Source organism: Rhizobium sp. ERR 1071, assembly GCF_007828675.1.
GTDB classification, from domain to species: Bacteria; Pseudomonadota; Alphaproteobacteria; order Rhizobiales; family Rhizobiaceae; genus Rhizobium; species Rhizobium dioscoreae.
This window is the reverse complement of sequence record NZ_VITM01000006.1, coordinates 196,174-216,610: the sequence shown is the minus strand read 5'-3', so window position 1 is coordinate 216,610 and position 20,437 is coordinate 196,174. Positions and strand designations below refer to the sequence as shown.

Annotated in this window: 24 protein-coding genes and 1 pseudogene; 20 read left to right on the top strand and 5 right to left on the bottom strand. The window is 59.9% G+C overall.

Going from position 1 to position 20,437, the window contains the following annotated elements; all coding sequences use genetic code 11:
* Nucleotides 1–144 precede the first annotated feature (144 nt).
* From paaA to FBZ99_RS21905, 9 genes are all read left to right on the top strand, one after another.
* Nucleotides 145–1,149 carry a 1,2-phenylacetyl-CoA epoxidase subunit PaaA gene (gene paaA, locus FBZ99_RS21945; RefSeq protein ID WP_113350782.1) on the top strand — a complete coding sequence of 335 codons (1,005 nt, stop codon included), beginning with the start codon at nt 145–147 and terminating at the stop codon, nt 1,147–1,149.
* Nucleotides 1,150–1,179: 30 nt separating this feature from the next.
* Complete coding sequence (gene paaB, locus FBZ99_RS21940; RefSeq protein ID WP_113350783.1) at nt 1,180–1,464, top strand: 1,2-phenylacetyl-CoA epoxidase subunit PaaB; 285 nt, start codon at nt 1,180–1,182, stop codon at nt 1,462–1,464.
* The gene (gene paaC / locus FBZ99_RS21935) at nt 1,464–2,246 is read left to right on the top strand and encodes a 1,2-phenylacetyl-CoA epoxidase subunit PaaC (RefSeq protein ID WP_145634792.1); all 783 of its coding nucleotides are present in this window, start codon (nt 1,464–1,466) and stop codon (nt 2,244–2,246) included. Before paaB ends, paaC begins: the two co-directional genes overlap by 1 nt.
* Before the next feature lie 9 nt (nt 2,247–2,255).
* Nucleotides 2,256–2,780 (top strand): 1,2-phenylacetyl-CoA epoxidase subunit PaaD, encoded by a 525-nt coding sequence (gene paaD, locus FBZ99_RS21930; protein ID WP_162748759.1) that lies wholly within the window; start codon nt 2,256–2,258, stop codon nt 2,778–2,780.
* A gap of 25 nt (nt 2,781–2,805) precedes the next feature.
* On the top strand, nt 2,806–3,882 hold the full coding sequence (gene paaE / locus FBZ99_RS21925) for a 1,2-phenylacetyl-CoA epoxidase subunit PaaE (RefSeq protein WP_113350785.1): 1,077 nt from the start codon (nt 2,806–2,808) through the stop codon (nt 3,880–3,882).
* A gap of 28 nt (nt 3,883–3,910) precedes the next feature.
* Nucleotides 3,911–4,666 carry a Phenylacetic acid catabolic protein gene (locus FBZ99_RS21920; protein WP_113350786.1) on the top strand — a complete coding sequence of 252 codons (756 nt, stop codon included), beginning with the start codon at nt 3,911–3,913 and terminating at the stop codon, nt 4,664–4,666.
* 69 nt (nt 4,667–4,735) lie between these two features.
* On the top strand, nt 4,736–6,793 hold the full coding sequence (gene paaZ, locus FBZ99_RS21915) for a phenylacetic acid degradation bifunctional protein PaaZ (protein ID WP_113350787.1): 2,058 nt from the start codon (nt 4,736–4,738) through the stop codon (nt 6,791–6,793).
* 4 nt (nt 6,794–6,797) lie between these two features.
* Nucleotides 6,798–7,316 (top strand): acyl-CoA thioesterase, encoded by a 519-nt coding sequence (locus FBZ99_RS21910; RefSeq protein WP_113329422.1) that lies wholly within the window; start codon nt 6,798–6,800, stop codon nt 7,314–7,316.
* Nucleotides 7,317–7,931: a transferase hexapeptide repeat family protein gene (locus FBZ99_RS21905; RefSeq protein ID WP_113350788.1), complete on the top strand. Its 615-nt coding sequence runs from the start codon at nt 7,317–7,319 to the stop codon at nt 7,929–7,931.
* Between the two features lie 9 nt (nt 7,932–7,940).
* Here FBZ99_RS21905 and FBZ99_RS21900 read toward each other — a convergent pair whose 3' ends face one another.
* From FBZ99_RS21900 to paaG, 4 genes are all read right to left on the bottom strand, one after another.
* Nucleotides 7,941–8,537, bottom strand: a complete 597-nt coding sequence (locus tag FBZ99_RS21900) for a TetR/AcrR family transcriptional regulator (RefSeq protein ID WP_113329420.1) — start codon at nt 8,535–8,537, stop codon at nt 7,941–7,943.
* Between the two features lie 103 nt (nt 8,538–8,640).
* The gene (gene paaK, locus FBZ99_RS21895; protein WP_145634788.1) at nt 8,641–9,951 is read right to left on the bottom strand and encodes a phenylacetate--CoA ligase PaaK; all 1,311 of its coding nucleotides are present in this window, start codon (nt 9,949–9,951) and stop codon (nt 8,641–8,643) included.
* A 104-nt stretch (nt 9,952–10,055) separates the two neighbouring features.
* Entirely contained in the window at nt 10,056–10,499 is a 444-nt protein-coding gene (paaI, locus tag FBZ99_RS21890) for a hydroxyphenylacetyl-CoA thioesterase PaaI (protein ID WP_113350790.1), read from the bottom strand.
* Nucleotides 10,496–11,284 (bottom strand): 2-(1,2-epoxy-1,2-dihydrophenyl)acetyl-CoA isomerase PaaG, encoded by a 789-nt coding sequence (gene paaG / locus FBZ99_RS21885; protein WP_113350791.1) that lies wholly within the window; start codon nt 11,282–11,284, stop codon nt 10,496–10,498. The genes paaI and paaG overlap by 4 nt, the downstream gene beginning before the upstream one ends.
* A gap of 144 nt (nt 11,285–11,428) precedes the next feature.
* Between paaG and FBZ99_RS21880 the strand changes: the two are divergent.
* Together FBZ99_RS21880 and FBZ99_RS21875 are read left to right on the top strand one after the other, a co-directional pair.
* A pseudogene (locus FBZ99_RS21880) lies at nt 11,429–11,638 on the top strand (3-hydroxyacyl-CoA dehydrogenase NAD-binding domain-containing protein); the annotation flags it as partial.
* 36 nt (nt 11,639–11,674) lie between these two features.
* Nucleotides 11,675–12,502: an acyl-homoserine-lactone synthase gene (locus FBZ99_RS21875; RefSeq protein WP_246661166.1), complete on the top strand. Its 828-nt coding sequence runs from the start codon at nt 11,675–11,677 to the stop codon at nt 12,500–12,502.
* Here FBZ99_RS21875 and FBZ99_RS21870 read toward each other — a convergent pair.
* Nucleotides 12,492–13,223, bottom strand: a complete 732-nt coding sequence (locus FBZ99_RS21870) for a helix-turn-helix transcriptional regulator (protein ID WP_113350794.1) — start codon at nt 13,221–13,223, stop codon at nt 12,492–12,494. The two genes, FBZ99_RS21875 and FBZ99_RS21870, sit on opposite strands and share 11 nt — an antisense overlap.
* 515 nt (nt 13,224–13,738) lie before the next feature.
* Between FBZ99_RS21870 and FBZ99_RS21865 the strand changes: the two genes are divergently transcribed.
* The 9 genes from FBZ99_RS21865 to FBZ99_RS21830 all read left to right on the top strand — a co-directional run bounded on the left by FBZ99_RS21865 (nt 13,739) and on the right by FBZ99_RS21830 (nt 20,053).
* Complete coding sequence (locus FBZ99_RS21865) at nt 13,739–14,182, top strand: hypothetical protein (RefSeq protein WP_145634785.1); 444 nt, start codon at nt 13,739–13,741, stop codon at nt 14,180–14,182.
* The gene (locus tag FBZ99_RS21860; RefSeq protein ID WP_113350796.1) at nt 14,179–14,607 is read left to right on the top strand and encodes a hypothetical protein; all 429 of its coding nucleotides are present in this window, start codon (nt 14,179–14,181) and stop codon (nt 14,605–14,607) included. The genes FBZ99_RS21865 and FBZ99_RS21860 overlap by 4 nt, the downstream gene beginning before the upstream one ends.
* 16 nt (nt 14,608–14,623) lie before the next feature.
* Nucleotides 14,624–15,223, top strand: a complete 600-nt coding sequence (locus FBZ99_RS21855; protein ID WP_246661165.1) for a TetR/AcrR family transcriptional regulator — start codon at nt 14,624–14,626, stop codon at nt 15,221–15,223.
* Between the two features lie 290 nt (nt 15,224–15,513).
* Complete coding sequence (locus FBZ99_RS33205; RefSeq protein ID WP_162748760.1) at nt 15,514–15,687, top strand: hypothetical protein; 174 nt, start codon at nt 15,514–15,516, stop codon at nt 15,685–15,687.
* A 294-nt stretch (nt 15,688–15,981) separates the two neighbouring features.
* Nucleotides 15,982–16,884 (top strand): LysR family transcriptional regulator, encoded by a 903-nt coding sequence (locus FBZ99_RS21850; protein WP_162748761.1) that lies wholly within the window; start codon nt 15,982–15,984, stop codon nt 16,882–16,884.
* Between the two features lie 121 nt (nt 16,885–17,005).
* Entirely contained in the window at nt 17,006–18,151 is a 1,146-nt protein-coding gene (locus tag FBZ99_RS21845; protein WP_113350799.1) for a TIGR03364 family FAD-dependent oxidoreductase, read from the top strand.
* A 5-nt stretch (nt 18,152–18,156) separates the two neighbouring features.
* Nucleotides 18,157–18,960, top strand: a complete 804-nt coding sequence (gene phnX, locus FBZ99_RS21840; protein ID WP_113350800.1) for a phosphonoacetaldehyde hydrolase — start codon at nt 18,157–18,159, stop codon at nt 18,958–18,960.
* A 215-nt stretch (nt 18,961–19,175) separates the two neighbouring features.
* Nucleotides 19,176–19,646, top strand: a complete 471-nt coding sequence (locus tag FBZ99_RS21835) for an MEKHLA domain-containing protein (protein ID WP_069610109.1) — start codon at nt 19,176–19,178, stop codon at nt 19,644–19,646.
* 260 nt (nt 19,647–19,906) lie between these two features.
* On the top strand, nt 19,907–20,053 hold the full coding sequence (locus FBZ99_RS21830; protein ID WP_083258017.1) for a DUF1127 domain-containing protein: 147 nt from the start codon (nt 19,907–19,909) through the stop codon (nt 20,051–20,053).
* Nucleotides 20,054–20,437 lie beyond the last annotated feature (384 nt).

Here is a 20,437-nt window from a genome sequence, read left to right as displayed (position 1 = left end):
ATCGCTGTTTCGTGGAGGAGAACGAGAAACAGGCTTATACTGGCGGTGCCGTAACGCGGCGGCCTTGCTGATGCGCTTCGAGACAACCCCGGGCCTGCGATCATTCTCGAGCGCGTCGGACGCGCGAAGACGGAGGAAAGATCAATGTATGCACAGATGGTGAAAACCGACGACGCCCGCATCCGCTCCCTCGACGAGATGGATCCCCAGGAGCGCGCCTTTCAGGAGCGCGTCGATGCCGGCCAGAAGATCGAGCCGAAGGAGTGGATGCCGGAAGGGTACCGCAAGACGCTGATCCGCCAGATCAGCCAGCATGCTCATTCCGAAATCGTCGGTCAGCTGCCGGAGGGTAACTGGATTACCCGTGCTCCGACGCTAGAACGCAAGGCGATCCTGCTTGCCAAGGTGCAGGACGAAGCCGGCCACGGCCTCTATCTCTACTGTGCCGCCGAGACGCTCGGCATCAGCCGCGATGAAATGTATGAGCAGTTGCACTCCGGCAAGGCCAAATATTCCTCGATCTTCAACTATCCGACGCTGACCTGGGCCGATATCGGCGCGATCGGCTGGCTGGTCGATGGCGCTGCCATCATGAACCAGGTTCCCCTGCAACGCTGTTCCTACGGCCCCTATTCCAGGGCCATGATCCGCATCTGCAAGGAGGAAAGCTTTCATCAGCGCCAGGGCTTCGACATCCTGATGAAAATGGTGAAGGGCACGCCGGTGCAAAAAGCCATGGTGCAGGATGCTTTGAACCGCTGGTGGTGGCCGTCGCTGATGATGTTCGGCCCTTCAGACGATGCCTCCGTGCATTCGGCCCAGTCGATGGCCTGGAAGATCAAGCAGAATTCCAATGATGAGCTGCGGCAAAAATTCGTCGACCAGACCGTGCCGCAGGCGGAGTACCTCGGCGTGACCGTCCCCGATCCCGATCTGAAGTGGAACGAGGAGAAGGGTGGCTACGATTTCGGCGAACCGGACTGGGAGGAATTCTTCAACGTGATCGCCGGCAACGGCCCCTGCAATGCGGAGCGGCTGAATGCCCGCAAGCAGGCATGGGACGATGGCGCCTGGTTCCGCGACGGTCTGACGGCGCATGCCGAAAAGGTGGCCGAGCGCCGCGCTGCCGCAAAGATTGCCGCCGAATAAGGCGGCTCGAAAGTTCAGGGAGTGAGAAACATGTCCAGCGAATGGCCGCTTTGGGAAGTCTTCATCCGTGGTCAGCATGGCCTCAACCATCGCCATGTCGGCAGCCTGCATGCACCCGATGCCGAGATGGCGATCAACAATGCGCGCGATGTCTATACCCGCCGCAACGAAGGCATCAGTATCTGGGTGGTGCGCTCGTCTGAGATCACCGCCAGCGCACCCTCGGAAAAAGGCCCGCTCTTTGATCCCTCTAATTCCAAGGTCTATCGTCACCCGACGTTTTTCGACATTCCGGATGAAGTGGGGCACATGTGATGGCGACCGCTACCCTTGAGCCGGCGGCCGCTCAGGCCGCTCTCGTCGAATTCCTCCTGCGCATCGGCGACAACACGCTGATCTTAGGCCACCGCGTTTCCGAATGGTGCGGCCGCGGACCGGCGCTGGAAGAGGATATCGCGCTTGCCAACACCGCACTCGATCTCATTGGCCAGACGCAACTCTGGCTCGCTCTGGCGGGCGAGGTGGAAGGCAAGGGCCGTTCGGCCGACGAACTCGCCTATCTGCGCGATGGCTACGAGTTTCGCAATGTCCTGCTGGTTGAGCGCCCCAATGGCGATTTCGGCAAGACTTTGATGCGACAATTTCTCTTCGACGCCTGGCACTATCTGCTGCTGAAAGCGTTGAAAGGATCTGCCGACCGACGCATCGCCGAGATCGCCGAGAAGGCTTTCAAGGAAGTCTCCTATCACCTCGATCGCAGCCGCGACCTGATTATCCGCCTTGGCGACGGCACGGCCGAAAGCCATCGTCGCATGCAGGAGGCTCTCGACGATCTCTGGGCCTTCACCGGTGAAATGTTCGTTGGCGATGCCGCCGATGCGGCACTGGCACAGGCCGGCGTGATCCCGGAACCGCAAAGCCTCAAGGCGGGCTGGGACGAGATCGTCTCCGATACACTTACCGAAGCGACGCTGAAACGCCAGGCAGATGGCTACATGCACAAGGGCGGCCGGCGCGGCGTTCACACCGAGCATCTCGGCTATCTCCTGGCCGAGATGCAGTTCCTGCAGCGCGCCTATCCGGGCGCGACTTGGTAGGAGGCTGACATGGTGACCGCGCTGCATCCCTCGGTCGACGAGGTCTGGCACTGGCTGTCTGAGGTGCCGGATCCGGAAATCCCGGTGATCTCGCTGACCGATCTCGGCATCATCCGCGATGTCGGCTGGCACGAGGATACGCTTGTGGTGACGGTGACGCCAACCTATTCGGGCTGTCCCGCCACGACGGTCATCAATCTCGATATCGAGCGGGCGCTTGCCGAAAAAGGCCTCGACCATGTGCGCCTTGAGCGCCGGCTGTCGCCTGCCTGGACGACGGATTGGATCAGCGCGGAAGGCCGCGAGAAGTTGCGCGCCTACGGAATCGCCCCGCCGATCGATGGCACCGCTGCCGATGGCGTGCTGATGAAACGCATTGACCGGCTTGCAGGCCGATCCAACCTCGTTGTCGCTTGCCCGCACTGCGGATCGACGGACACGGAAAAGATCAGCCAGTTCGGCTCGACGCCCTGCAAGGCAAGCTATCGCTGCACCGAGTGTCTGGAACCTTTTGATTACTTCAAGTGCATTTGACCCCAACAGGACAAGGCCCGCATCCATGGCACGTTTCCATTCGCTGACCGTCACCGATGTGCGCCGCGAGACGCGCGATGCGGTCGTCGTCACGCTTGCGCCATCCGAGGAGGACCGAGCCATCTTCGATTTCACGCAGGGCCAGTATCTGACCTTCCGCCGCAAGTTCGATGATGAGGAGCTGCGCCGCTCCTATTCGATCTGCGCCGGCAAGGACGAGGGCGTATTGAAAGTCGGCATCAAGCGCGTGGCCGGCGGCTGTTTCTCGACCTGGATCAACGAAAAACTGAAAGCGGGCGACACGCTGGAAGCCATGCCGCCGATGGGAGCCTTCTTCACGGCGATCGAGCCGGACGCGGCAAAACACTATCTCGGCTTTGCCGGCGGCAGCGGCATCACACCGGTTCTCTCGATCATCAAGACCGTGCTGGCGCGCGAGCCACGCTCGGTCTTCACGCTGGTCTATGCCAACAGGCAGATCAGCTCGATCATGTTCCGCGAAGAGCTCGATGATCTGAAGAACCTCTATCTCGGCCGCCTATCGGTGCTGCATATTCTTGAAAGCGAAGCGCAGGAAATCGATCTTTTTACGGGGAGGATCGATGCGGAAAAATGCAAGGCGCTCTTCAAGAGCTGGATCGATATTAAGTCGGTTGCGACAGCCTTCATCTGCGGTCCCGAGCCGATGATGCTGGCAATTGCCGCGGCGCTGCGCGAGCACGGCATGCGCGACGACCAGATTAAATTCGAACTTTTCGCCTCCGCGCAGCCCGGCCGCGCGCGGCGCAAAGTGGAACAGGCCGCCGGCGCGGACCAGGACGCGGCGTGCGAGGCAACGGTCACGCTCGACGGCGCGACGCGAACGTTCAAATTTCCCAAGCATGGCCAATGCCTGCTCGATGCCGCGCTCGAAAATGCGATGGACGTGCCTTACGCATGTAAAGCCGGCGTTTGCTCCACCTGCCGCGCCAAGATTCTCGAAGGCGAGGTGGAGATGGAGGTCAACCACGCGCTCGAGGATTACGAGGTGCGCCAGGGCTATGTGCTGACCTGCCAGTGCTACCCGCTCACCGACCGCATCGCCGTCAGCTACGACCAGTAGGCGCGTGTGGGTCGAAGGGAGGAACAAGATGTCCGAGACGATGCCTATCGAGCAATATCTGGAGGAGGGTGGGATGCTCTCCTCGCCGGACAATGCGCCTCCGCGCTATCGCGGCGAACTCTTGCGTCTGATGGCGAGCTTTGTCGATAGCGAACTGGCCGGTTCCGCCGGCTTTGCCGATATCATCAACGACGCCCCAGGTATTCAGGAGCGCATTTCTGCGGCACGCATCGTGCTGGAAAAGACCGACCATGCCGGTCAGGTCCTGAAGATCATGGAGACTTTCGGCGTTGATGGCGAGCGCTATGCCGTCCAGCATCCATGGGCGGCACGGCTCGCCCGCGATGCCGATATAGGCGCTGTGAGGCACGGCGGCGACATGCGGCTTGCCGTATTCCACTACCCGCTCGAAGGCTGGGTGGATGCTGTCGTCATGAATGTGCTCATGGGTGCTGCCAGTGTCGTGCAGTTGAAGGAGCTGGCGCGCGTCTCCTACCAGCCGCTGGCAGAAACTTTCCGTGCCATTCTGCCGCGCGAAAAGCGGCACGCCGAACTCGGCGCCGCCGGTCTTGCCCGCATCGTCGCCGATGATGAGGGGCGGGCCAAGGCGCGACCTTCGATGGCCTACTGGTACCCTCGTGTTGCCGCGAGCTTTGGTCATGCCGGCTCGACCCGCTTCGAGACATTGTCGCGCTTCGGCCTGCGTCATCAGCCCAACGAGACCCTGCTGGCCGAATGGCGAGCCGATGTCGATGCGCAGCTCTCTGCGCTCGGATTGGCTTAGCCACGCCCGGAAAGCAAACGGCTATTTGCCTTTCAGGATTGCCGGAAAAGATGAAGGAAGGAAAAACGGATGAACATCATGGCAAAACAGCCGCGCCGGCTTGAAAGCTATGTCGGGGGCACCTGGGTCGCCGGCGCCAAGGAAGGCGTGCCGCTGCTTGATGCGTCGACCGGCGCACCCGTCGCGTTCATCGATTCCTCCGGTATCGATTTCAAGCAGACATTAGCCCATGGCCGCGACAAGGGCGGACCGGCACTGCGGCGCCTATCCTTCCATGAGCGTGCCGCAATGCTGAAGGCGCTTGGGCAGGCGCTGCTCGAGAGGAAAGAAGAGTTCTACGCGCTCTCTACGGCGACGGGTGCCACGCGTGCGGACAGCTGGGTCGATATCGAAGGCGGCATCGGAACTCTGCTGTCCTATGCCTCCAAAGGTCGGCGCGAGCTGCCGAATGCACGCGTGCTGCTCGATGGCGATGCGGAGCAGCTCTCCAAGGATCAAAGCTTTTCCGCCCAGCATATCCTAAGCCCGCTACAGGGTGTTGCCGTTCACATCAATGCCTTCAACTTCCCCTGCTGGGGCATGCTGGAAAAAATCGCGCCGACTTTGCTTGCCGGCGTTCCCGCCATCGTGAAACCGGCGAGCCAGACAGCCTATCTCTCCGAGCTGATGGTTCGCCGTATCATTGAAACAGGCCTGCTGCCGGAAGGTGCGCTGCAGCTTGTTTGCGGCTCGGTTGGCGATCTCCTCGATCATGTCGAAGGCCAGGATGTGGTGACCTTTACCGGCTCTGCCGCAACCGGCCAGCGTCTGAAGATGCACAAGTCGATTATCGAAAACTCCGTGCGTTTCACCATGGAGGCCGATAGCCTCAATGCGGCCGTTCTCGGTCTCGATGCTGCTCCTGGCACGGAGGAGTTCGATCTCTTCGTCAAGGAGGTCGCCCGTGAGATGACGGTCAAGGCCGGACAGAAGTGCACCGCCATCCGCCGCGTCATTGCGCCCCGTTCCTATAGTGAAGCGCTGATTGCCGCCTTGAACGATCGCCTCGGCAAGACGGTGATCGGCAATCCGGCCGATGAGACTGTTCGTATGGGGCCGCTTGCAAGCCTCGACCAGCGTGAGGAAGTCCGCGCTCGCATTCGGGATCTCGCTATCGAGGCCGAGATCGTCGGCGGCGATCCCGACAATCCGCGCGTCACGTCCGGCGATGCCAGCGCCGGCGCCTTCCTCAATCCGGTTCTGCTTTATTGTGACAAGCCGGGCTCGGCGCGTGCCATTCACGATGTCGAGGCCTTCGGCCCCGTCAGCACCGTCATGCCTTATGATACGGCGGAAGAGGCGGTCGATCTAGCACGACGCGGCAAGGGCAGCCTCGTGGCCTCCGTCTTCACCAATGATCCGCATTTTGCCGAGGAAGTGGTTCTCGGTCTGGCACCGTTCCACGGCCGCGTCATGATCGGCAACCGCTTGAGTGCCAAGAGTTCCACCGGGCACGGCTCACCCTTGCCGGGCCTCGTTCACGGCGGTCCCGGCCGCGCAGGCGGCGGCGAGGAGCTCGGCGGTATCCGTGGCGTCAAGCATTACATGCAGCGCACTGCAGTTCAGGGCACTCCGCGCCTGCTTTCGGCCGTGACGGGACGTTGGATGGATGGGGCGGATGCGCGCACCGGCAGCGAGCATCCGTTCCGCAAATCGCTTGCCGAGCTAACGGTCGGCGATCAGTTCGTCACCACCACGCGCACCGTCACGCTCGACGATATCGAGCATTTTGCGAGTTTCACCGGCGACACATTCTATGCCCATATGGACGAGGAGGCAGCCAAGGCCAATCCGTTCTTCGAGGGCCGGGTGGCGCATGGCTATCTTATCGTCTCTTTCGCGGCAGGCCTTTTCGTCGATCCGGCTCCAGGCCCGGTTCTCGCAAATTATGGGGTCGATAATCTGCGCTTCCTGACACCGGTCAATCCGGGTGATACGCTCCAGGTGCAGTTGACCTGCAAGGAGATCAATCCCCGCATCAATGCCGAGCACGGCGAGGTGCGCTGGGATTGCAAGGTGACCAACCAGCTGGATGCCGTCGTCGCGCAATATGACGTTCTGACGATGGTAGCGAAAACAAGAGAGTGAATGCATGACGACGATTGAGCAAGACCCGCATCGCCTGGAAATGACCGTGCTGATGACGCCCGATATGGCGAATTTCAGCGGCAAGGTGCATGGTGGCGCCCTTCTGAACCTGCTCGATCGCGTTGCCTTCTCCTGTGCGTCGCGCTATTCCAAGCAATATGCCGTAACGCTGTCGGTCGATCAGGTGCTGTTCAAGGAGCCGATCAATGTTGGCGAACTCGTCACCTTCCGGGCCTCTATCAATGATACCGGCCGTACCTCCATGGAAGTCGGCATAAGGGTGGAAGCGGAGAATATCCGTTCCGGCCAGCGCCGCCACACCAACTCCTGTTATTTCACCATGGTTGCCGTTGACGAGGCCGGTCGACCGGTCCGCGTGCCCGAGCTTGTTCCGGTCACGCCGACAGATATCCGCCGTCACAAGGCAGCCCAGCTTCGCCGCACCTTGCGTCGCGAATTCGCGCAGCGGCTGGAAGCCGTAGCCGAAACCGGTCGCGACGTGGAAGGTTTGGGAGCCGACTGAATGGCGCAGATCTATTCCTATGACGGCTTGATCCCGGTCATCGATCCCTTAGCCTTCGTGCATCCGGCCGCAACCGTCATCGGCGACGTTATCATCGGCCCGGCCTGTTATGTCGGGCCGGGCGCCGTGCTGCGCGGCGATTTCGGGCGCATCGTGCTCGAGCGCGGCTCGAACGTGCAGGAGACCTGCGTCGTCCATAGCTTCCCGAATCTGGAAGTTGTGATCGGCGAGGCGGGGCACATCGGCCATGGCGCTGTGCTGCATGGCTGCCGCATCGGCGCCAATGTCATGGTCGGCATGAATGCCGTCATCATGGATGAAGCCGTTATCGGCGAGAATGCGATCGTCGCTGCCATGGCCTTCGTCAAGGCCGGTGCCGAAATTCCGGCTAACAGCCTTGCTCTGGGATCGCCGGCCCGAGCGGTGCGTGAGCTTACGGCAGATGAGATTGCGTGGAAGCGCCAGGGTACCGCCATCTATCAGCGCCTCGCACTGGAGGCAAAGGAGAAGCTGGCGGCCGTCGAGCCGCTCACCGCGCCCGAGCCTGATCGCCGTCGCATCCGCGCGCCGGAATATGATCCTCTTATTCTCGAACGGATGAAGCTCGGCGATTGAGGCGCGATATCAACGGACGGCCTTGACCCCTTCAAGGATGAGGGTGGTGGCGATATCGGCATATTCGTCGCGGGTGATCGGGCCGTTGGGACGGAACCACATATAGACCCAGTTCATCATGCCGAAGAGCGACATGGTGACCGGCATCAGCAATGGCTTGTTCTTGTTGAGATCAGGGTTGAGGTCCTGGATCACACTGGAGAAGCGCTTGACGATGCGTCGCTCGATCGTCCTGATCTCCGACAGCTGTTCCGGCGAGAGCGCATGCGTGCCGTTAAGCTGAACCTGATGTTCGTTGTCCGCGCCTTCGTAATTTTTCAATACGGCTTTCACGAGCAGGCGCAGCCGTTCCTGCGGCGTTGCATCGGTGCGATCGGCTGCTTCGATCGCGCTTTCCAGCTCTGTCAGATGCGTCTGCACGATATCGAAGATCAGCGCATCTCTGCCGGGATAGTAATGATAGAGCAGGGCCTTCGAGACGTTGCTGTGCGAGGCGATCATCGACATGGAGGCCTTCTCCATGCCGACCTCGGCAAAGACCGCCGCAGCGCTTGCCAGGATGCCGCGCTGCTTTTCCTCGAAATCAACTGCGCGCGTGCGTGCCATGTGATCCTGCTCTGCTCATTGCCGGTTGACATTATCCATGCCTAATGGTCGATGCTTCCTATACACGATCAAATCCTTGTCGGGCTATCCGCTACGACACCAATCATTCTTTCGGGCGGTTGTCGACCACACGCTTTGCCTTGCCCTCCGAGCGGACAACGCCGCCCGGCGGATGCACGGCGATCTTCGTCGAGACACCGACCACGCTCTTGATGTGATGGGTGAGTTCCTTTGCCGAAACGCCGCGCGCGATTTCGTCCGCCGCCTCCAGCGTGCATTCGACATGAACGGTCATGTTGTCCATGCGGCCGGAGCGCGTCAGCTCGATCTGGAAGTGCGGCGAAAGCCCGCGGCATTTGAGGATCTGCTCCTCGATCTGTGTCGGGAAGACATTGACCCCACGCAGGATCATCATGTCGTCGGAGCGCCCCGTCACCTTTTCCATGCGGCGCATCGAGCGTGCCGTGCCGGGCAGCAGCCGCGTCAGGTCGCGCGTGCGGTAGCGGATGATTGGCAACCCTTCTTTGGTCAGCGTCGTAAACACCAGCTCGCCGAGTTCGCCATCTGGCAAGATCGCGCCGGTGACGGGATCGATGATCTCCGGATAGAAATGGTCTTCCCAGATGTGCAGCCCGTCCTTGCTCTCGACGCATTCGCTGGCAACGCCCGGACCTATGACCTCAGACAGGCCATAGATGTCGACGGCATGCATGTCGAAGGCGTGTTCGATTTCCTCGCGCATGGCGTTGGTCCATGGCTCTGCGCCGAAGATGCCGACGACAAGCGAACTTTCTCGGGGGTCGATGCCCTGGCGGCGGAATTCATCGAGGATGGACAGCATGTAGGAGGGGGTAACCATGATGATGCGCGGCTTGAAATCCTGGATCAGCGTCACCTGCCGTTCCGTCATGCCGCCGGAGACAGGGACTACCGTGCAGCCGAGCTTTTCCGCGCCGTAATGTGCACCAAGGCCACCGGTGAACAGGCCGTAGCCATAGGCGACATGCACCAGATCGCCGGCCCGGCCGCCAGCGGCCCGGATCGAACGCGCAACGACGCTCGCCCAGGTATCGACGTCCTTGGCGGTATAGCCGACGACGGTCGGTTTACCTGTCGTGCCGGAGGAAGCATGGAGCCGGGCAAGCTTTTCGCGCGGCACCGCAAACATGCCGAAAGGATAGGTGTCGCGAAGATCCTTCTTGGTGGCGAAGGGGAATTTGGCGAGATCGGACAAGGCCCTCAGATCGGAGGGATGCACGCCGGCTTCATCGAAGCGTTTGTTATAGAAGGGCGAATTCTCATAGGCATGGGTGAGTGACCACTTCATGCGTTCGAGCTGCAGCGCGGAAATCTCGTCGCGCGAGGCTATCTCGATCGCTTCCAGCTCGCTGGCTCGCGGAGAAAGGTTTTCCATGAATGTCTCCTCCAGAAATGCTTATCCTCTTGTCTCTTCCCCATTCCGGCCGGAACACCGCTGCGCATTTTTCCGGGTAATGCTGGGCGCTGCCGGCATGAACCCTATTCCGGCAGCAGCGTGCCCTTGACCGTTCGCGAGTGGCCGCGGAATTCCGCAATCTGCTCGCCCTGCTGATTGGTGATCGCAATGTCGTAAATTCCGCCGCGGCCGCGGCGCGACACCTCCCGCGCCGTCGCCGTCAGCAGGTCGCCCCTGAAGGCCGGCGCGATATAGGTCACCGAACAGTGCTGGGCGACGGTGCGCTGGTTGTAGCTGTTGCAAGCGAAGGCGAATGCCGAGTCGGCAAGCGTGAATATGTAACCGCCATGACAGGTGCCGTGACCATTCGTCATCGCTTCGGTGATCGCCATCGAGAGCGTAGCCTCACCCGGTGCTACTGCAAGCAACTCCATTGCGAGATGGCGGCTGGCATTGTCTTCGTCCCACATGGCTTTTGCGCATGCTTCTGCAAGCGCCTCTGGGGAAAGCGTGTCGGCCATGCTCATTTGCCCTTGAACTCCGGCTTGCGCTTTTCGAGGAAAGCCGTGACGCCCTCGGCATAGTCGGCGCTGCGGCCTGCTTCGCGCTGAAGGTCGCGTTCAAGATCGAGCTGTTCGTCGAGCGAATTTGTCGCTGCCGCCTGAATGGCGCGCTTCGTCAGGCCGAGGCCTTTTGTAGGGCCGGCGGCGAGCCTGATGGCAAGCGCCTTTGCCTCATCCATCAGCGTTTCATCGTCTACCACGCGCCAGATCAGGCCCCAACTGGCCGCCGTTTCCGCACCCAGAGGCTCAGCCGTCAGCGCCAGCGCCTTGGCGCGGGCTTCGCCGATCAGCCGCGGCAGGTTCCAGGTGCCGCCGGAATCCGGCACGAGGCCGATTTTCGCGAAGGCCTGGATGAAGCGGGCGGAACGGGCTGCAATCGTGATATCGCAGGCGAATGCGATATTGGCGCCGGCGCCGGCGGCAACGCCATTGACCGCGCAGATTACTGGCTTTTCCAGACTGCGAATGAGGCGCAGCAGGGGATTGTAGAAAGTCTCGATCGTATGGCCGAGATCCGGAGTGCCTTTGCGCGGATCGCGATCGCCGAGATCCTGGCCGGCCGAAAAGCCACGACCGGCTCCCGTCAGGAGAACCGCGCGAACATCCGCATCCTGATGTGCACGCTCGAAGCCGGCGCGCAGCGCAAGATGCATTTCTTCGTTGAAGGAGTTGAGTTTGTCGGGTCGATTGAGCGTGAGGCTCAAGACGCCATCGGCGAGCGCCGACAGAATGGTGTCGGATTCGGACATGTTTCCTCCCTGCCGCCCTTTCGATGGCGACGCAAAACTCTTGCATAAACCGACCGGTCAGTCAATTATAAATGCAATGATTGACATGAGGATCATGACCGTCAACGTTCACGTATGAAGGTGTGATGGCCCTCATCGTCCTATCTTGATCCGGATGAAATTAGCGAAGGACTTGTGCAGCCGGAGCGCTTCGTGAGGCTGCATTTCTTCGGGCCTGCCTATGTCACGAAGCTTCTGAAGATTGTGCCGGCCGGGAAAACGGTCACGGAAGTCCTGGCGATCGGCTTAACACTGGCGCGGCGGCCCGATGTATTATGGGCAAACCCGCGGCCTTGCCGAAATCGTTGCGCTTGAAAGGCGTTAGCGCGCCGAATGCCCGCAAGCCCCTGCATGCCGACCTTTGCATGCCGACAGGAGGGGCCGCGGGAGCGGTTGAACCTCTGCCTTGCTCCGTACCCCTCGATTCTAAAGGGTACTCGCGGTCACGCAATCTGGCGGAATCGATATATTGAAGCCTGGCTCCAAGGTGCTTTGTTAAGGCAAAATTTGGAGACGCTGATGCTACAGATACTGACCCGACGAGACCGCAATGCGGCGTCCTCGTATTTCACTCAGATGTTCCGCGCCCGCGCGCTCGTCTTCCGTGATCGAATGGGGTGGGATGTCAACGTTGAAGGTGGTTTGGAGATCGACCGCTTCGACGACGAGCACGACCCCATCTACCTGGCCGTGAAGGAAGAGGACGACGAGCTTACGGGTTCGCTGCGGCTGTTGCCGACAACGAGCGAGACGATGCTTTCGAGCGAGTTCCAGCATTTTTTCAACGAGGATCTCGATATCTGCAGCCCTTCGATCTGGGAGTGCACCCGGTTTTGCGTGCATCCTCCGCTTCAGGCCGGACATCCGTCGTCGCAGACAGCCGCCGTCGAACTGCTCTCCGGTCTTTGCCGCCTGAGCTTGAAATCGGGCATCGAGCACATCATGGGCGTCTATGATGCATCGATGATCGGGGTTTACCGAAAGATCGGATGGTCGCCGACGCCGCTTGCGCGTTCGCGGCCGGAGATCGGCAACCTCTATGTCGGCCTCTGGGAGGTGAACGAGGAGTCCGATCAGCGGCTTGAGCAGCGGCTGAGGATGATGCGCGGCAAGGATGACAGGACCCCCACCTTGCAATTCGCATCTTCGTCGCCGGGGAATATTCAGTTCAGCTTTTGATGAGCTCAAGCGAAATTGCTTTCGCAATGGCCTGATTTGTGGTGCTGACGTGAAGTTTGCGGCGGCCGGAGCTGAGATACAGGCGCACGGCGCTTTCAGAAATTCCAAGAATGGATGTGATCTGCTTCGGAAGCAGGCCGTGCGCCAGCAGTTCCAGGCACTCGGTTTCCCGCTTCGAAAGCTTGCGTCCGATGCTTTGTTCTCGCAGACCGGACACGATCAATGACTGCTCATGCAGATAATAGGCGATCACCTGCAGATCGCCTATTATGCTGTTTCGCAATTGCTCCCAGTCGCCGCTTTTCAGATTTGAGGTAACTGTAAAAAGCGATCGCTCACCGTGAGGCCCTCGAACGACCAGCGTCAAGCCGTAGCGCCCGACATCAAAGGCTTCGGCTTCGCGGAAAAAGGAGATGCTTTGCGGCGACTTCAGATCGAGGGTCGACCAGTCGAAGGGCAGAAATCCGTTGCGTCCGGCTTGAACAACGGGATCGATCGAGAAGTAATCGTGCGCTATATATGTGTCTATCCATTCCGGCGGGTAGGTCAGCAGGAGAAGCGGGTTTTGCTGCGACAGGGCGGCGATTTGCGTCACATGAAAGGCTGCGTTTGCCAGGCCGTATAAAGAACAGAACTTGAATAAGAACTGTCGCAATTCATCGATGTCATTTGCCTGAGCGATCTCAGACAAGCAATGAGATTGGCGTGATCCTGTCAACATAGTCTCACCATAAAAGCCGAAGTGAAAGCGGTGCTCGGGCCACGCGCAGCGCGTCTGGGATGTCTTTCAAAGTTTGAAGGTCATCCTGGCGCTCCCGCCGCACTCTCAGCTATTCAGAAGCCAACTTTTCGCGGGCATGATTGGGCTCTTAAAATTGTCGAAAACATAGTCGCTGCCAATCATATGAGGGTTGTGTTGCTGCATCTTTGGATACACGCGGAAGATACAGGTCCAGTCCCCTCGCCATATGTGCATACGCGCCATATGACGTTTCGCTAAGCGCCGCTGCTTCCCTCGCGACCATGCCGGCTTTAAGGCCGGGCAGGGTGCAAGCTCCATAATATCAGGCTCGAAGAATGTCCTTCCTTTACAAATGACCGACGGTCAGTCATATATGTGGGCTATCACTGTCAGGTTTTAAGGGGCATGCGAATGGTCGTCCGTATTGAGAATGTGGGAGGCGCAACACAGAGCGACGCCTGCTTCCGATTTGCCGCATCGAGGGGTATCCGGTCATGATCCGTCACGATCTCAGCCATTGGCCGCTCGTGCTTTCCGCCGCTCGCGGCGCGATGTCGCTCGATGAGCAGCTCGCCTTCTTTTCGGATTGGGACGCCTGGCTCGATCGCGGCGAATCGTTTTCGACATTGCGTGTCTTTACCGATGCCGAGGCGCTCAAGCGGCCTGAAGGCGGCGCAAAGGATGCAAAGGTCTGGCTTCAGGCCAATGGCGAGCGGATCAGGCAGTTCGTCATCGGCATGGCGACCGTCATACCGTCGGAGGCTCTCGAAGAGTTGAGCCGCATGGATGCAGAAAAGCTATTCGGAATTCCCGCGCAGATGTTCGATGACGTCAATGAGGCGGCGATGTGGCTTGCTTCCCTTTCGGCAGCGCAAGGAAGACCACTGGACGTCGGTGGGGCGCTGCGAGGTCTGGCAGCTTTGCGTGGGCTGTCATGAGCGAGCATATATCGATGTTGCCTGAGGGTGATGAGACTCATTGGCCGCTCGCGATACTGGTCGCGGAAACGCCGCTTGATGTCGACGGCATGCGCGCGGGCCTCGATATGATCGAGAGCTGGCTGAGACGCGAACAACCTTTTGTTCTCCTCCTGGTCGCGGCTTGCGGATGCACGTTTCAAAGAGATGTGGCTGTGCTGCCCATGCTGGCGCAGCGGCTGGATCTTGTTCGCGAGGCGCTTTGCCGCTCCCTTCTCGGGGTCGCAGTTGTCGCCCCCGCATCCGCGCTCGATGACGCTCGGCGCAGTCTTGCTCGTCTTCCGCTCGATATGCCGTTAGAAGTCTTTGAAAAGGGCTCGCTTGCGGTAAGGTGGTTGTGCGCATCCGCTCTCTCGCCAGCGGGTATCATCATCGACAGCCTATGAACAGCGAGGAGAACCCGTGACCGTTACAGATCGTCCGCGTCCGCGCACCAAGCCGCCGGAAATTCGCCGTGAGGAATTGATGGATGCCGCGCAGAGACTGTTTCTGGAGAAGGGGTTTGCCGCGACCAGTGTTGCGGAGATCGTCGATGCCGCAGACGTCGCCAAGGGTACTTTCTACCTTTATTTTCAGACCAAGGACGATGTCCTTAAAGCCCTGCAAGCGCGGTTCGTCGAGCTCTTTTGCGAGAGGATCGATGCCGTCGCCAGAGCGTCCGCCTCTGACAGTTGGGTGCGGCGGCTCGACGTTTTGATGGAGGCCTGTGTTCTCGGCTATCTCGACGAGGTCGCGCTTCACGATCTGGTATTTCAACAGTTTCAGCCGACGAAGCGGGACATGAAACGTGCCAATCCTCTTGTTAGTCGCCTCACGTCCTTCCTTGTCGAAGGTCATGCTGCCGGCGCGTTCGCCTTCGTCGATGCCCGGCTCACGGCCGTCATGCTGTTCAATTCCATGCACAGTGCGGTGGATGACTGTCTGGCCGATGGATCGGATGTCGACCGGCGGAGGCTGGTGGCAGCCGTTACCGACTTCTGCCGACGCGCCGTCAGCCCCTAAGACGAAAGAAATGGCGGCGAGAGACGTTGGACGAATGGAAGCACGCCCCTTCGCGGAGGAAAAAGCAGTGCATATGATGTCTGTCTCGGCAGGGCCAATTGCGCAGATGGTCGGTACGGTGGGTCTTCTCGCTGCCGCCCACATGGTGGCGTTTTGGAATGACCGCTACCGCACTTTTGCAGAGAGAAGCATGGGCTGATGACGAAGGCGAACTGAAGCCGGGATCGCTTGACGCCTGTGCTGCACAGCCAAGCACGACGCGCGGATGCGCCTGAATAAATGGGGAGGCAATGATTTGGAATTTCGAAGTCATTGTGGCCATCATCGGCAGCCTCGGTGCTGCCGGTATTGTCCTGTGGCAATTGGCGGATTCCGGCCGCCGCAGAAAGGAGACACGGGAGCGTAAGGATAACACCGACGCGATTGTGGAAGAGGTGCGGCAAACCCGAAACAAGGACGACTAGGATATTGCTCAGGCTTCCATCACAGCCTTTCAGCCAAGCGAATACGCGAAATTGCCTCGCTACATGCGGATATGATCCCCGCTAGAAATTGATGCGCTGCGGGCTTTTGGCGACAATGATCCTAGGGGCGGCGACATTGATCGCGCTATGGGGACTGTCGCGGCTTTCCAACAGGTCGGTGCTGCGCTGAAGCTATTTCGCATGGACATCCAGCCCAAAGCCGGTTGCCTCCTCGGGATACGCGACTTATTGAAACGGACAGCTGTGCGATTTCTCCAGGTGAGGCTTTGTAGAATGCCGTCTGTCACGCTTGCGCAAATGAAGGCCGTCGAAGCTTTGGCGCGCACGGGAAAGTTTTCCCGTGCAGCCGAGGATTTGGGCATCAGCCAGCCCTCGGTTTCGACGCAGATCCAGTCATTCGAAGAGCTGTGCCGCACGCGCGTCTTCATTCGGGATGGGCATAATGTCAGCGTCGCGCCATCGGCAGTCGATCTGATCGCCAAGATCCGGATCACGCTGAAATGCCTGAACGAGGTCGATCGCGCGATCACCGACACCACGTCTTTGAACTCGGGCACGATCTCGATCGGCTTCAGTGCGCATCGCCTCATCATGCCGGTCCTGATGGCGTTCGTCCGCGAATATCCTTCGCTGCGCCTGACGACACGGGGCGGGCCTTCGCTCGATCTCGCAGACGCCGTGCTGCGCGGCGAGCTCGATGTCGCCGCTATCTCGCAGGTGGCATCCGACGGCCGTTTTTCCTCCCTGCGCCTGCATGAATCGCGCGTGGCGATTTATGGCCGCAGAGGCGATCCGATGCTGGCCAAGGGCCGGCTGACGCTTGGCGATCTCGATGGCCGCGACATGGTGCTCTGGAACAAGGCGTCCGGCACTCGCACGCTGCTGGAGGATGCGGCGAACAAGCGGGGCATACGCCTGAAGCCGGTGCTTGAAGTCGCGACACTTGACGTTGCCTATGCTGCGGCGGCTGCCGGAATTGGGTTGGCGATCTCTATAGAAGGCGAGGTTCCGCCCGATGACCATATCGAGGTCGTGCCGTTGGTCGAGCCGGAGCTGGCCATCGGCCATTACCTCGTCACCCTGCCGGAATGCCGCGATCACGCGGCCATCCAGGCTTTTTTCGATGTTGCCAAGGAGCACGCGCGCGAAGTCGATGGCGGGATGCCTTCGAGTTGATTTTAAACTATAGGCAAATCATATAATTTTTTATGATTTATAATTCTGTCATATCATTTTGCTAGTGTTTGCCCTATAGGCTGACGGTTAGGCTTGATGCCGGCCGAGGAAGGGTAACGATATGGTGAATGGATATGACCTTGCGGTTGTCGGTGCGGGTATTGTCGGCATCGGCGTGGCATTGGCGGCTGTGCGCCAGGGCAAGAAGGTCGTCGTCATCGAGCGCAATGCCAAGGCGGTCGGTGCCTCCATTCGCAATTTCGGCTTCGTGACCATTAGCGGGCAGAAGGCGGGTGCCCATTGGGAGCGCGCCATGCGGGCGCGTGACATCTGGGCCGAGATTGTCGACGAGGCGGGCATCGCGGTCATCCATCGCGGCCTGGTCATGCCGGCGCGTCGCTCGGAAGCCGCCGTGGTTGTCGACGCCTTTTTGAAGACACCGATGGGCGAGAAGTGCCGCCTGATGACCAAGGCCGAGGCTGGCGATCTCGTGCCGAGCCTGCGTTTGGATGGCGTCGAGACCATTCTTTATAGCCCGCATGAGCTGCGTGTCGAATCTTCGGAAGCGCTGCCGAAGCTCGCAGCCTGGCTCGAGGCTCGGCACAAGGTCGATTTTCGCTGGAACACAGCCGTCCGTGCCATCGAGGGAATGCGGATCGAGACCAGCCACGGCGCGATCGAGGCGGAAGCCGTCGTCGTCTGTCCCGGTGACGATTTCTCGACGCTTTTCCCGGATGTCATCGCCAAGCATAATCTCATGATCTGCACATTGCAGATGCTGCGGGTGGCACCCGCTCAGCCGAGCAGGTTCGGCGCGGCCGTCATGTCGGATATGAGCCTTGCCCGTTACGAAGGCTTTGCTCAGCTGCCGGAAGCGGAAGCGCTTGGAAAGCGGCTCGATCGCGAAGAGGCCGAAAGCCGCGCCGCCGGCATCCACCTGATCGCGGTCCAGTCGGCCGACGGTTCTCTCGTCGTCGGGGACAGCCATGTCTACGGCAATGCACAACAGCCATTCGCCAGCGAGCGCTTCGACCGGCTGATCCTCGATGAGTTCGATCGCGTATTCGATCTGCCGGGCCGCACCGTCGTCAACCGCTGGATCGGCACTTATGCCTCGTCGAAGGAGCGGACGGTGCTGGTCGAGCGCCCCGCCGATCATATCCGCCTCGTGATGGTGACGGGCGGAACCGGCGCCTCGACCGGCTTCGCCCTCGGTGAGCAGGTCATCGACGACCTCTACGCTTCGACATCTCGGTCTTGGGAGTGAAATCAGTGAGCCAATTGAAAGCCGTTGTATTCGACTGGGCTGGAACGGTCATCGACTTCGGATCCTTCGCCCCCATGGGCGTCTTCGTCGAAGCCTTCAGCCGCTTCGGCATCGAGGTCACCATCGCGGAAGCGCGTGAGCCGATGGGGCGGCCGAAATGGGATCATATCGACGCCATGCTGAAGCAGCCTCGCATCCGCGAGCTGTGGGCCACGCGTCATGGCAAGACACCGACGGCAGCCGATGTCGACGCGGTCTACGAGGTCTTCGTGCCGATGAACGAGGAGGTGGTGCATAAGTTCGCCGATCTCGTGCCGGGCACGACCGAAGTTGTCGGGACGCTGCGCCAGCGCGGGATGAAGATCGGTTCCACGACGGGTTACACACGCTCGATCATGGAGCGCGTCCTGCCGCTCGCGAAAGAGCAGGGCTATGAGGTCGACAATCTCGTCTGCGCCGGCGACCTGCCGCATGGCCGGCCGACGCCGATGAACATGTACAAGTGCTTCCTCGATCTCGATGTCTGGCCGGCGCATGCGGTAGTCAAGGTCGACGATACTGGTGTCGGCATCGATGAAGGCGTTGCGGCCGGCTGCTGGACGGTCGGCGTCGCATTGAGCGGCAATGAGGCGGGTCTCACTCCGCAAGAGATCGCCGCTATGGCGCCGGATGCGCTCGCCAAGGTTCGTGAACGTGCAACCGGCGTTCTGAACGCACGGGGCGCGCATTATGTCATCGATACAGTTGCCGATCTGCTGCCTGTCATCGATGATATCGAACGTCGGCTGGGCGCCGGCGAACGACCGTAATTTGGTTGGTGTTCAGAGCTGGCAGGGCTCCGTTGCGGCAATCTCGTCCTTGAGCACGCTATCGGTAACTTGTTCGCGCTTACTCTGGAGACCCTGGCTTCGCGGTGTGGTTGATGATGGATATTCGCGTCTTCCCGCTTGCCCTGCTTTTGATCTCCCACGCAATTTGATAGGTATCGCTCCCGTCGATGCCCAGAATGCTAGGAAGGGAAGAGATGACTGATAGGCCTGAAAGCAACGCTGTCGATTTATCGGTTGACGAAGCCTTTTTTGAACTTCTGACCGGCAGTTTTCAACGCATTGTCGGCTCTTCCTTGATTGGCGAGGGCGCGGGGCCGGATTGGCTCTATCGCGACGCGCCGTTTGTGGTCCTCGCCCATAATACGGATGCCGATCCGCGTTTCGTCTACGCCAACAAGGCTGCGCAGAATTGCTTCGAATACTCATGGGACGAGTTCATAACGCTGCCCTCGCGGCTTTCGGCCGAGCTTCCCAATCGGGCGGAGCGTCAGCAGTTGCTGGACGCGGTGACCCGTAACGGCTTCATCTCCGACTATCGCGGTCTGAGGATTGCGAAATCCGGACGACGTTTCTGGATCGATGCCGGTATCGTCTGGCAGCTCGTGGACCGAGATGGCAATTTGCGCGGGCAGGCTGCAACCTTTTCCAAATGGCAGGATGCATAGGCCGTAGGATAGAGATTGACGGTTCAAGAGCTAAGTTCGCTTCATCGGGGCCGCAACAGTCGCAGAAGGTGGCGATCTGTCAGTGAAATCCAGAGCCGATCGCACTCTCGAATATGGTGGTAAGAACCAGCACGTGTTCATCCCGCCAATCTTATGGTCATGAGCCTTGCAAAACCGGCATGGCTATCGTGCAGGCATGTGCATTTTATTTAGGCGGATAAATGCCTATCTCCTGCGCATCAGCAAAGGAGACCGTAAAAATGAGAGTATTTGAGAAGATCAAGCGCTTTAGCGAACAGCGCAGAGCCATACGCGAGCTTTCCGCCCTCGACGATCATGTCCTTCGTGATCTCGGTATTGCCCGCTCGCATATCCCCTACGCCGTCAGCGGCGCCCGCGGCAACTAAACCATCTTTTCGAGCGCATACCCGAGGTATGCGCCGCCGCAAGAGACCTTTGGGCGCGCGCCGTCATCGCCTCTCTTTGACAAGCAATAGCCAGTAGAAGCAGCAGCTCGTGCCGTGATCCCTGGTGGCATCGAAGGCGATCGCCCGGCACTTTCTCTTGCCGCGGCATTGGCAATTCATGCCAGTCGCCAAGTCGGCAGACGATCCGGAACGCAGCTGATTGCGAAGGTTTTTTCGCTATTATCGTCGCGGCTGCTATGGCGAAGTTTTCAGGCGGCTTTTTCGCAGCTGCCTTTCATGTTCTGTTTTGCGCAATATTCGAGTTCGATCTCGAGCAGCCTTATTGCCTTGGCAAGTGCATCCTCGGCCTCTGCGAATAGCTGT

What these genes read in the sequence shown, in the direction of transcription:
- paaG (WP_113350791.1), bottom strand. Translation starts at nt 11,284, where the DNA reads ATGTCCGAATCCGACACCATTCTGTCGGCGCTCGCCGATGGCGTCTTG.
- paaE (WP_113350785.1), top strand. Translation starts at nt 2,806, where the DNA reads ATGGCACGTTTCCATTCGCTGACCGTCACCGATGTGCGCCGCGAGACG.
- FBZ99_RS21900 (WP_113329420.1), bottom strand. Translation starts at nt 8,537, where the DNA reads ATGGCACGCACGCGCGCAGTTGATTTCGAGGAAAAGCAGCGCGGCATC.
- paaZ (WP_113350787.1), top strand. Translation starts at nt 4,736, where the DNA reads ATGAACATCATGGCAAAACAGCCGCGCCGGCTTGAAAGCTATGTCGGG.
- paaI (WP_113350790.1), bottom strand. Translation starts at nt 10,499, where the DNA reads ATGAGCATGGCCGACACGCTTTCCCCAGAGGCGCTTGCAGAAGCATGC.
- FBZ99_RS21910 (WP_113329422.1), top strand. Translation starts at nt 6,798, where the DNA reads ATGACGACGATTGAGCAAGACCCGCATCGCCTGGAAATGACCGTGCTG.
- paaK (WP_145634788.1), bottom strand. Translation starts at nt 9,951, where the DNA reads ATGGAAAACCTTTCTCCGCGAGCCAGCGAGCTGGAAGCGATCGAGATA.
- paaA (WP_113350782.1), top strand. Translation starts at nt 145, where the DNA reads ATGTATGCACAGATGGTGAAAACCGACGACGCCCGCATCCGCTCCCTC.
- FBZ99_RS21860 (WP_113350796.1), top strand. Translation starts at nt 14,179, where the DNA reads ATGAGCGAGCATATATCGATGTTGCCTGAGGGTGATGAGACTCATTGG.
- paaD (WP_162748759.1), top strand. Translation starts at nt 2,256, where the DNA reads ATGGTGACCGCGCTGCATCCCTCGGTCGACGAGGTCTGGCACTGGCTG.
- FBZ99_RS33205 (WP_162748760.1), top strand. Translation starts at nt 15,514, where the DNA reads ATGATTTGGAATTTCGAAGTCATTGTGGCCATCATCGGCAGCCTCGGT.
- paaB (WP_113350783.1), top strand. Translation starts at nt 1,180, where the DNA reads ATGTCCAGCGAATGGCCGCTTTGGGAAGTCTTCATCCGTGGTCAGCAT.
- FBZ99_RS21850 (WP_162748761.1), top strand. Translation starts at nt 15,982, where the DNA reads ATGCCGTCTGTCACGCTTGCGCAAATGAAGGCCGTCGAAGCTTTGGCG.
- FBZ99_RS21875 (WP_246661166.1), top strand. Translation starts at nt 11,675, where the DNA reads ATGCCGACCTTTGCATGCCGACAGGAGGGGCCGCGGGAGCGGTTGAAC.
- FBZ99_RS21835 (WP_069610109.1), top strand. Translation starts at nt 19,176, where the DNA reads ATGACTGATAGGCCTGAAAGCAACGCTGTCGATTTATCGGTTGACGAA.
- FBZ99_RS21830 (WP_083258017.1), top strand. Translation starts at nt 19,907, where the DNA reads ATGAGAGTATTTGAGAAGATCAAGCGCTTTAGCGAACAGCGCAGAGCC.
- FBZ99_RS21920 (WP_113350786.1), top strand. Translation starts at nt 3,911, where the DNA reads ATGTCCGAGACGATGCCTATCGAGCAATATCTGGAGGAGGGTGGGATG.
- paaC (WP_145634792.1), top strand. Translation starts at nt 1,464, where the DNA reads ATGGCGACCGCTACCCTTGAGCCGGCGGCCGCTCAGGCCGCTCTCGTC.
- FBZ99_RS21905 (WP_113350788.1), top strand. Translation starts at nt 7,317, where the DNA reads ATGGCGCAGATCTATTCCTATGACGGCTTGATCCCGGTCATCGATCCC.
- FBZ99_RS21870 (WP_113350794.1), bottom strand. Translation starts at nt 13,223, where the DNA reads ATGTTGACAGGATCACGCCAATCTCATTGCTTGTCTGAGATCGCTCAG.
- FBZ99_RS21845 (WP_113350799.1), top strand. Translation starts at nt 17,006, where the DNA reads ATGGTGAATGGATATGACCTTGCGGTTGTCGGTGCGGGTATTGTCGGC.
- FBZ99_RS21865 (WP_145634785.1), top strand. Translation starts at nt 13,739, where the DNA reads ATGATCCGTCACGATCTCAGCCATTGGCCGCTCGTGCTTTCCGCCGCT.